11 protein-coding genes are annotated in these 8,363 nt (G+C 35.5%); 1 reads left to right on the forward strand and 10 read right to left on the reverse strand.

The features are described from left to right. Positions 1 to 34: 34 nt before the first annotated feature. The 6 genes from accC to pdxA form a co-directional block, all read right to left on the reverse strand. Complete coding sequence (gene accC / locus ACIQ6Z_RS08055; RefSeq protein WP_396210391.1) at positions 35 to 1,381, reverse strand: acetyl-CoA carboxylase biotin carboxylase subunit; 1,347 nt, start codon at positions 1,379 to 1,381, stop codon at positions 35 to 37. Positions 1,382 to 1,471: 90 nt separating this feature from the next. Beyond that, positions 1,472 to 1,954 carry an acetyl-CoA carboxylase biotin carboxyl carrier protein gene (accB, locus tag ACIQ6Z_RS08060; RefSeq protein WP_396210392.1) on the reverse strand — a complete coding sequence of 161 codons (483 nt, stop codon included), beginning with the start codon at positions 1,952 to 1,954 and terminating at the stop codon, positions 1,472 to 1,474. Between the two features lie 27 nt (positions 1,955 to 1,981). Continuing rightward, positions 1,982 to 2,977: a beta-ketoacyl-ACP synthase III gene (locus ACIQ6Z_RS08065; RefSeq protein WP_396210393.1), complete on the reverse strand. Its 996-nt coding sequence runs from the start codon at positions 2,975 to 2,977 to the stop codon at positions 1,982 to 1,984. Between the two features lie 162 nt (positions 2,978 to 3,139). Further along, positions 3,140 to 3,334: a 50S ribosomal protein L32 gene (gene rpmF, locus ACIQ6Z_RS08070; RefSeq protein ID WP_396142332.1), complete on the reverse strand. Its 195-nt coding sequence runs from the start codon at positions 3,332 to 3,334 to the stop codon at positions 3,140 to 3,142. A gap of 9 nt (positions 3,335 to 3,343) precedes the next feature. Next, positions 3,344 to 3,880 carry a YceD family protein gene (locus ACIQ6Z_RS08075; RefSeq protein ID WP_396210394.1) on the reverse strand — a complete coding sequence of 179 codons (537 nt, stop codon included), beginning with the start codon at positions 3,878 to 3,880 and terminating at the stop codon, positions 3,344 to 3,346. Between the two features lie 81 nt (positions 3,881 to 3,961). Then, positions 3,962 to 5,011, reverse strand: coding sequence for a 4-hydroxythreonine-4-phosphate dehydrogenase PdxA (gene pdxA, locus ACIQ6Z_RS08080; protein ID WP_396210395.1), 1,050 nt, complete (start codon positions 5,009 to 5,011; stop codon positions 3,962 to 3,964). A 58-nt stretch (positions 5,012 to 5,069) separates the two neighbouring features. Between pdxA and ACIQ6Z_RS08085 the strand changes: the two genes are divergently transcribed. After that, positions 5,070 to 5,660, forward strand: coding sequence for a riboflavin synthase (locus ACIQ6Z_RS08085; RefSeq protein WP_396210396.1), 591 nt, complete (start codon positions 5,070 to 5,072; stop codon positions 5,658 to 5,660). Between the two features lie 67 nt (positions 5,661 to 5,727). On the opposite strand, the gene ACIQ6Z_RS08090 is transcribed toward ACIQ6Z_RS08085, so the two are convergent. From ACIQ6Z_RS08090 to ACIQ6Z_RS08105, 4 genes are all read right to left on the reverse strand, one after another. After that, a complete protein-coding gene (locus ACIQ6Z_RS08090; protein ID WP_396210397.1) occupies positions 5,728 to 6,111 on the reverse strand; it encodes a lipocalin family protein in 384 nt (127 codons plus the stop codon). A gap of 44 nt (positions 6,112 to 6,155) precedes the next feature. Continuing rightward, the gene (locus tag ACIQ6Z_RS08095) at positions 6,156 to 6,497 is read right to left on the reverse strand and encodes a hypothetical protein (RefSeq protein WP_396210398.1); all 342 of its coding nucleotides are present in this window, start codon (positions 6,495 to 6,497) and stop codon (positions 6,156 to 6,158) included. A gap of 249 nt (positions 6,498 to 6,746) precedes the next feature. Next, positions 6,747 to 7,265, reverse strand: coding sequence for a hypothetical protein (locus ACIQ6Z_RS08100; RefSeq protein WP_396210399.1), 519 nt, complete (start codon positions 7,263 to 7,265; stop codon positions 6,747 to 6,749). A 192-nt stretch (positions 7,266 to 7,457) separates the two neighbouring features. Further along, the gene (locus ACIQ6Z_RS08105; RefSeq protein ID WP_396210400.1) at positions 7,458 to 7,922 is read right to left on the reverse strand and encodes a hypothetical protein; all 465 of its coding nucleotides are present in this window, start codon (positions 7,920 to 7,922) and stop codon (positions 7,458 to 7,460) included. Between the last annotated feature and the right edge of the window lie 441 nt (positions 7,923 to 8,363).

Raw genomic sequence — 8,363 nt, forward strand, 5'->3', positions numbered from 1 at the left:
AAAAAAAGCGATTTCAAATGAAATCGCTTTTTTATTATTCTTGATCTTTCATGACAAAAGATTCCATAAATTTTGTGGTATAATTCCCCGCTACATAATCCGGTTCTTCCATTAATTGTCTGTGGAACGGAATTGTAGTTTTGATGCCTTCGATTACGAATTCATCTAATGCACGCTTCATTTTATTTATGGCTTCTTCTCTCGATTGCGCGGTTGTAATCAACTTTGCAATCATAGAATCATAATTTGGCGGAATGGTATATCCTGCATAAACGTGTGTATCTAGACGAACTCCGTGTCCTCCTGGCGCGTGTAAAACGGTAATCTTACCTGGCGAAGGGCGGAAGTCGTTATACGGATCTTCAGCGTTGATACGGCATTCAATAGAGTGCAATTGTGGATAGTAGTTTTTACCCGAAATTGGAATTCCGGCCGCCACCATTATTTGCTCACGAATTAAGTCATAATCTACTACTTGTTCGGTAATTGGGTGTTCCACCTGAATACGAGTATTCATTTCCATGAAATAGAAATTACGGTGTTTGTCGACCAAAAACTCTACCGTTCCTGCACCTTCATATTTAATGTATTCTGCAGCTTTAACCGCAGCAGTACCCATTTTTTCTCTCAATTCATCGGTCATAAAAGGTGAAGGGGTTTCTTCGGTTAATTTTTGATGACGACGTTGAACCGAACAATCCCTTTCAGAAAGGTGACAGGCTTTACCATACGAATCACCTACTACTTGAATTTCAATATGACGTGGTTCTTCGATTAATTTTTCTAAGTACATCCCATCATTACCAAAAGCTGCTGCTGACTCTTGACGAGCACCTTCCCAAGCTTTTAATAAATCTGCCTTTTTCCATACGGCACGCATTCCTTTTCCACCACCACCAGCAGTTGCTTTTAACATGACAGGATAACCAAATTGATCGGCTAATTTTTCTGCTTCTTCATAGGATTCTAAAATTCCGACTGAACCCGGCACACAAGGTACCCCTGCTTCAATCATGGTTGATTTTGCAGAAGCTTTGTCTCCCATACGATCAATCATTTCAGGCGAAGCCCCAATGAATTTGATGCCGTGTTCCTGACAAATTTTAGAAAACTTAGCATTTTCTGATAAGAACCCATATCCTGGATGTATAGCGTCGGCATTGGTAATCTCAGCTGCCGCTATAATGTTAGACATTTTTAAGTACGATAAATTACTTGGAGGTGGACCAATACAAACCGCTTCATCTGCAAACTTTACGTGCAAACTATCTGCATCTGCAGTAGAATAAACGGCAACCGTTTTGATTCCCATTTCTCTACATGTTCTAATCACACGCAGTGCAATTTCCCCTCTATTGGCAATTAATATTTTTTTAAACATGTTTTTTTAATTAGATAATTAGACAATGTGTCAATTAGACAATTGTGAAGAAAGAAAACTTCTAACTTCCAACTTCTAACTTCTAACTTATTAAGATGGATCCACTAAGAATAAGGGTTGATCAAATTCTACTGGAGAAGAATCGTCCACTAATATTTTAACGATTTTACCGGATACTTCTGATTCGATTTCGTTGAATAATTTCATGGCTTCAATCACACACAAAACATCTCCTTTACCGATGGTAGATCCTACTTCTACAAACATTGGTTTGTCTGGAGCCGGTTTTCTATAAAACGTACCGATGATAGGTGATTTTACCGTAATGTATTTTGAATGGTCGTCAGCAGCTGGAGCAGCAATTGCATCAGAAACTACTGGTGCTGCCACTTGTGGAGCCGCCATTTGAGGGGTCGCTTGCATTGGCATTTGTTGTACGTAAGTCGTCGTGCTTTCTGTACCTTCAGCAGTTGTTTTTATGGTGATTTTAAAATCGTCCATTTCTAATTTTACTTCTGTAGCCCCTGATTTTGCTACAAATTTGATTAGGTTTTGAATCTCTCTAATATCCATAATATTTGGTTTTAGTTTAGTTTTTAATTATTTTGTATAAGCCCATTTTAAATATATAGCACCCCAAGTAAATCCGCCACCAAAAGCAGCAAAAATGATGTTATCTCCTTTTTTTAATTGCTGTTCAAAATCAGACAACAACAACGGCAAGGTTGCTGAAGTGGTATTTCCATATTTTTGAATGTTGATCAACACTTTTGAATCGTCTAAGCCCATTCTATTGGAAGTGGCATCGATAATTCTTCGATTGGCTTGGTGTGCCACTAACCAATTGACATCGTCATGTGTTAGGTTGTTGCGTTCCATAATTTTCTCACTCACATCGGCCATGCCCGAAACGGCATATTTGAAAACGGTTTTTCCGTCTTGAAATACAAAATGTTGTTTGTTTTGTACGGTTTCTAAAGAAGGAGGCAAAATAGAACCACCGGCTTCGATTTTCAAAAATTCTCTTCCTATTCCGTCGCTTTTTAAGATTTCATCTTGTAATCCTAAACCTTCGGTGTTGGGTTCAAACAAAACGGCACCGGCACCATCCCCAAAGATGATACAAGTAGCTCTATCGGTATAATCGATAATTGAAGACATTTTATCAGCTCCAATCAAAAGTACTTTTTTATATTTTCCGGAAGCAATATAGGCAGATGCCGTAGACATTCCGTATAGAAAACTAGAACAAGCGGCATGTAAATCAAAGGCAAAAGCATTGGTAGCACCAATTTCTGTAGCTACATATACTCCTGTAGAAGCTACTGGCATATCGGGAGTGGCCGTTGCCATAATAACCAAGTCAATTTCTTTGGGATCTAAATTGGCTTTTTCTAATAAATTTTGTGCGGCTTTTATAGCAAGAAAAGAAGTTCCTTTTCCTTCCTCTTTTAGCAACCTTCTTTCTTTAATTCCGGTACGAGTGGTAATCCATTCGTCATTGGTATCTACCAATGTTTCCAACACTTGATTGGACAATACAAAGTCTGGAACATAGGAACCAATAGCGGTAATTGCTGCTGTTATTTTATTCATCTTTGATTCATTTTTCTTTTTGAGTTTTTAGGTTCAAAAAGTGGTGGAAATTACAAAAAAAAATTCAAACGAGTCCAATTCAATGGTAATAATTGCGAAACGAATGGGTATTGAACAAAAAAACCCTCACAATGTGAGAGTTTTCTCTATTTTTTAGTGCAATTACGCTACTGCTTCTGCTTTATCAATTACAACTTGACCTCTGTAATACATTTTACCTTCATGCCAATATGCTCTGTGGTATAAATGTGCTTCACCAGTTACTGGACAAGTAGCAATTTGCGCCACTGTAGCTTTGTAATGTGTTCTTCTCTTATCTCTTCTTGTTGACGACTGTCTTCTCTTAGGATGTGCCATTTTTCTGTATTATTTATCCGTTAATAGTTTTTTTAAATTTTCCCATCTAGGGTCTATATCATTTTTTTGTACTGATTCTTTATTTTCTTTTGGTGCTAACGCTTCTAATTTTTCAATCACTTCGGTTAGCGAACCGTCTTTAACGCCTGGATGAATGCGTCTCAAAGGCACCGACAAAACTATGGATTCATAGATGTATTGCGCCACGTTGACTTGGAATTCGCCATGCGGTAAAATAAGCAACTCTTCGTTCTCATCGTTAAAGTCATCGCCAAACTTAACCACAAGTTTTAGTTTTCCTTTAATTGCCAAATCAAACTCTTCACCAGAAACATCACAGGGCACATTAACGGTACCTTTGTGTTGAAAATCCAGCTCCAGCAGGGTGCTTTTTTTTTCCAGAACTACACTTACTTTAACCGATGCATCATTAAATTCATCATAATCAAAGTGTGCAAAGAACGTATTATCTACCTGATAATCAAACTGATGTTTCCCTATTTTTAACCCTATAAAAGGAATCAAATATGCTTTTAAATTGTTCATAACAACAGTTTTACCTTTTTAAAAGGTGTGCAAAGATATAAAATTATTATAAAATCAAACGACTTACAAACATTTTTTTGTTTATAACTGCTTTTGTTTTGTTTTTAATTGGTTTTTGGTAAGTTCTTGATAGTCATTTCGCCTGTGAAAAATATCAATTGCCTGGTAAACTGCCTCTTTGAACGATTCGTGATTGGCTATTCCTTTACCCGCAATATCATAGGCTGTTCCATGATCGGGTGAGGTGCGAATTTTATCCAACCCTGCGGTATAATTGACTCCGTTTCCAAAAGAAATTGTTTTGAACGGAATCAAACCTTGATCGTGATACATGGCCAAAACTGCATCGTACTTTTCATATTGCGCTGAACCAAAAAACCCGTCGGCTGGAAAGGGTCCAAACACCATATTTCCGGCTTCAAATAATTTTTTCAACGTAGGTTTGATGATGTTTTCTTCCTCGTTGCCAATAACCCCATTATCGCCCGAATGAGGGTTCAGTCCTAAAACAGCGACTTTTGGTTTTTCAATTTCAAAGTCTTGTTTTAAGGTATGGATGATGGTTTGTAATTTTTCGGTGAGCAATTTTTCGGTGAGATGTTGTGCCACTTCGTTCACCGGTACGTGATCGGTTAGCAAGCCTACACGCAAGTCGTCGTGGACCATAAACATGAGTGCCTTTCCGTTCAATTCTTTATCTAAATAATCGGTGTGCCCAGGAAAGGCAAATGCATCCGATTGAATGTTGTATTTATTAATAGGCGCTGTAACCAACACGTCTACCTTTCCTTCTTTTAAGGCCTTGGTAGCGGCTACAAACGATTTGATGGCATAGCTTCCTACTACCTCATCATTTTTTCCAAAAGCAACATCAAAGCCTTCGCGCCAAACGTTTAATACGTTGATTTTCCCCACTACAAGTTGGTCTAACGAATCGATGCCGTGAATGGCAGCCGTTAATTCCAATTCTCTTTTGAGGAAAGAGATGATTTTTACATTGGCAAAAATTACGGGCGTACACAATTCTAACATTCGAGTGTCTTCAAATGTTTTTAATATGACTTCGCTTCCAATACCATTTAAATCTCCAACTGAAATTCCAACAATTATATTTTCTGCTTTTTTAACCATAACGAATGTGATTTATTGCTTACTTTTGAAGTGCAAATTTAGTAAAATTATATCAGTTATGTTTACCGGAATCATAGAAACACTCGGAATCATCAAAGAAATTCGAAAAGAGCAAGGAAATCTCCACATTACCGTGGCTTCGGAAATTACGCACGAACTAAAAATCGACCAAAGTGTGGCCCATAATGGGATTTGTTTGACGGTGGTGCAAATTGATCAAAACCAGTATACGGTAACGGCCATTCAAGAAACGATTGACAAAACCGCTATTGGCACGTGGCAGGTGGGCGACACCATTAATCTCGAACGCGCCATGAAACTGGGCGACCGATTGGACGGCCACATCGTGCAAGGACATGTAGACCAAACCGGTACTTGCACGAGTATTACAGAAGCCAATGGGAGTTGGGTTTTCACGTTTGCCTACGACCCTGCGCTTTCCAACATTACCATAGAAAAAGGTTCGATCACGGTCAACGGCACCAGTTTAACGGTAGTGAATTCGGGAGTCCAAAGCTTTAGTGTAGCGATTATTCCCTTCACTTATGAGCACACAAACTTTCACACCTACAAAGTAGGCACCCAGATAAATTTAGAGTTTGATGTGATTGGAAAATATGTGGCGCGCTTGACAGCTTTGGGGAAATAAATAAAGCCCTACATTGCTGTAGGGCTTTATTTATAGTTTGAATTATAGCTTAAAATTATACTAATAATTACTTTTTAAACTCATAAATAAAATAATCACCGGCTGTGTCAGAAATAGCTTTTAATTTCAATGACTTGTCCGTAAGCGATATTACCTCCACCGCATCGCCATCTATTGTTAGATCTGTTCCATCTAAGGTATAAATTGAAGAGACCATTTCTTCTATACACATGTCATCATAAAAATAAGATAGCACAACATCATCGCTTTGAAATTTTAAGTAATCTCTTTTAGTTGTGCAAGCATTTTCATACATTTCAACGGTTTCTTGCCCGCTTTCAAAAATAGAAATTTTGTAAAAATACCATTTTCCAACAATTGTTGCATCATCGTCTTTAGAACAAGAAGTTAATAGAATCACAGAAAATGCAATTAAAAGTAATTTTTTCATACGTAAATTTGTTTAAGTTATTGAATTGAATTGATTGTTTATTTTTATTGACAAGGAGAAGTATATTCTGTTTTTATAAAATCGAATGAAATAGGCGAATCCACAGGAGAAACATCTGAACCTGTTTTTGCCCACATACAAGCACTTCCATTACACATTCGGTACCAAGTATTAGGGCGGGGTTGATATGATACTTCATTATCATTTTCATCTACAAAACTCATTAAAACATATTCATCCGGGGTTAAATTGTCTATGGTAGTTGGTCCACAACTCGCTGTAGCAACCCCATAAAAAACTTTTCCCGTTAAATCCCTAGAAGATGAATCGCTTGAACATGAAAATGACAAGAAAACTATCGTTGTCACAATTAAAAAAAATTTCATAATTAATTTTATTATTAATCAAAAGCTGTGCAATAATACAAAAAAAAAATAAAAAATAGATTATCAAAGAAAACTAATCCAAATTGTTAAAACAACAGTACCGTTTTAATTTTAAAACAGAGAAAATAAATTATACTTAGATAAGAAACTTACAACTAATTTATACTGAATTTTTAATACAATTATTGACCTAAAAAATAAATAGAAAATATTTTAAATAATTAAAATATTTTCTCCATTCTAGTTAATTTACTGAATCCTAATTGCTTCAAATGACCCCTCCGTAATATTAATAGTTTGAATAGTTCCAGTACCTCCTCCTACCATAGTTCCTGAGAAAGTTCCTTTAGTTATTCCATTAACAGCAGATGCCATCTGAGATATGTTTAAATTAATTTGAGCCATAGAAGGATAGGTAGAATATACTTGTTGATTTAACACTAAACTTGCTGTATTTCCAGCTTCAGAACCATTAATAATACGTGTTCCCAAATTCTCATTCTGAAAGGATAAATTCAACATAACTTGTCTATTCCCTGAAGAGATGATTGGGGAAGCTAAACTAACTGTAGGAATACTTGCGGGCTCCCCTAAATAACTTGATTGACCGCTTGTTGCGGAATACGGATAACTTCCACTCCACTGATACTGAACTCCATTAACTTTACAACTCCAGCGCAAAGTTCCGCTTGAAGAATTGTTTGTGTCATTAGATTCATTTGAACAAGAAAACATAATGACAGCGAGAATATAAATAAAATTTTTCATATGAACATAAAATTTTTAACTTACCAAATATATGTATAATAAAACCAAAATTCATTAAATTATATCAAATTAAAAAGTTGAGCATTCGGTTTTGCTCAACTTTTTAATAAGAAACCCTTTTAAATACTGATACTTACAAGGGTTTTGTTGTGGTCCCAACTGAAACTAAAATATTGATATGATAAGATGTACCTATTGTTCTTTTGGAACTCTAAAACTACCTGAACCTGTTCTTGTTATCGCGGATAAACCTTGAACTATTGTAAAATTACCCCTAAATGTTCCTGCATAAAAATCTCCTACTTCTGTAAGTTCTACAGTACAATTAGAATCATATATGGTTTCATCACCATTCATAATTCCAAAATCACATCCGTTAGTAGTGCTAATAGCATTATTTATTACATTTAAAGATACACCACAATATGATAAATTATCTGAAGGATTTGTAAAACTCATTAATAAATCAACTTTAGAATTATTTTGACTAACCATTGCTTGCCAGCAAATATCGCCGGATTCATAATCAGTAGAGCTATAGTTTTTATTGTTTATCGTAAAGTTAAAATAAACATTATTATCTGTATTATTTTCATCAGACGAGCTACAAGAAATTAGTAATAAAAATATCGTTAATGCTGTAAATAATTTTTTCATACTTTTAATTTTTTTAAAGTTTCTTGTTCAAAAATAAACAAATATTTAGAAAGAATTTGCTATAATATCCCTAAAGACTATTTAACAAAACTAATATAAAATCTACAATAATCAATTTAAATGAACCCATTTGACAATAAAATATTCTTTAAAACCCCAAACAAAAAAAGTTGAGCATTAGGTTTTGCTCAACTTTTTGCTCAAACATTTAATAAGAAACCCTTGTAAATACTGTACTTACAAGGGTTTTGTTGTGGTCCCACCTGGGCTCGAACCAGGGACCACCTGATTATGAGTGTCTAAATGAAACTTTGTGAACCCCCGTATTTGTTGACTTTCAATAAGTTATGATTTTTAAATTTTCTTTTATTTATCATTTTTTTTCATCATTTTACCCAAAATCTTGCTTGAAATCTTGCTTGTAAATGAGGGGCTTTATTT

Source organism: Flavobacterium sp., from assembly GCF_044376915.1.
Lineage (GTDB): Bacteria > Bacteroidota > Bacteroidia > Flavobacteriales > Flavobacteriaceae > Flavobacterium.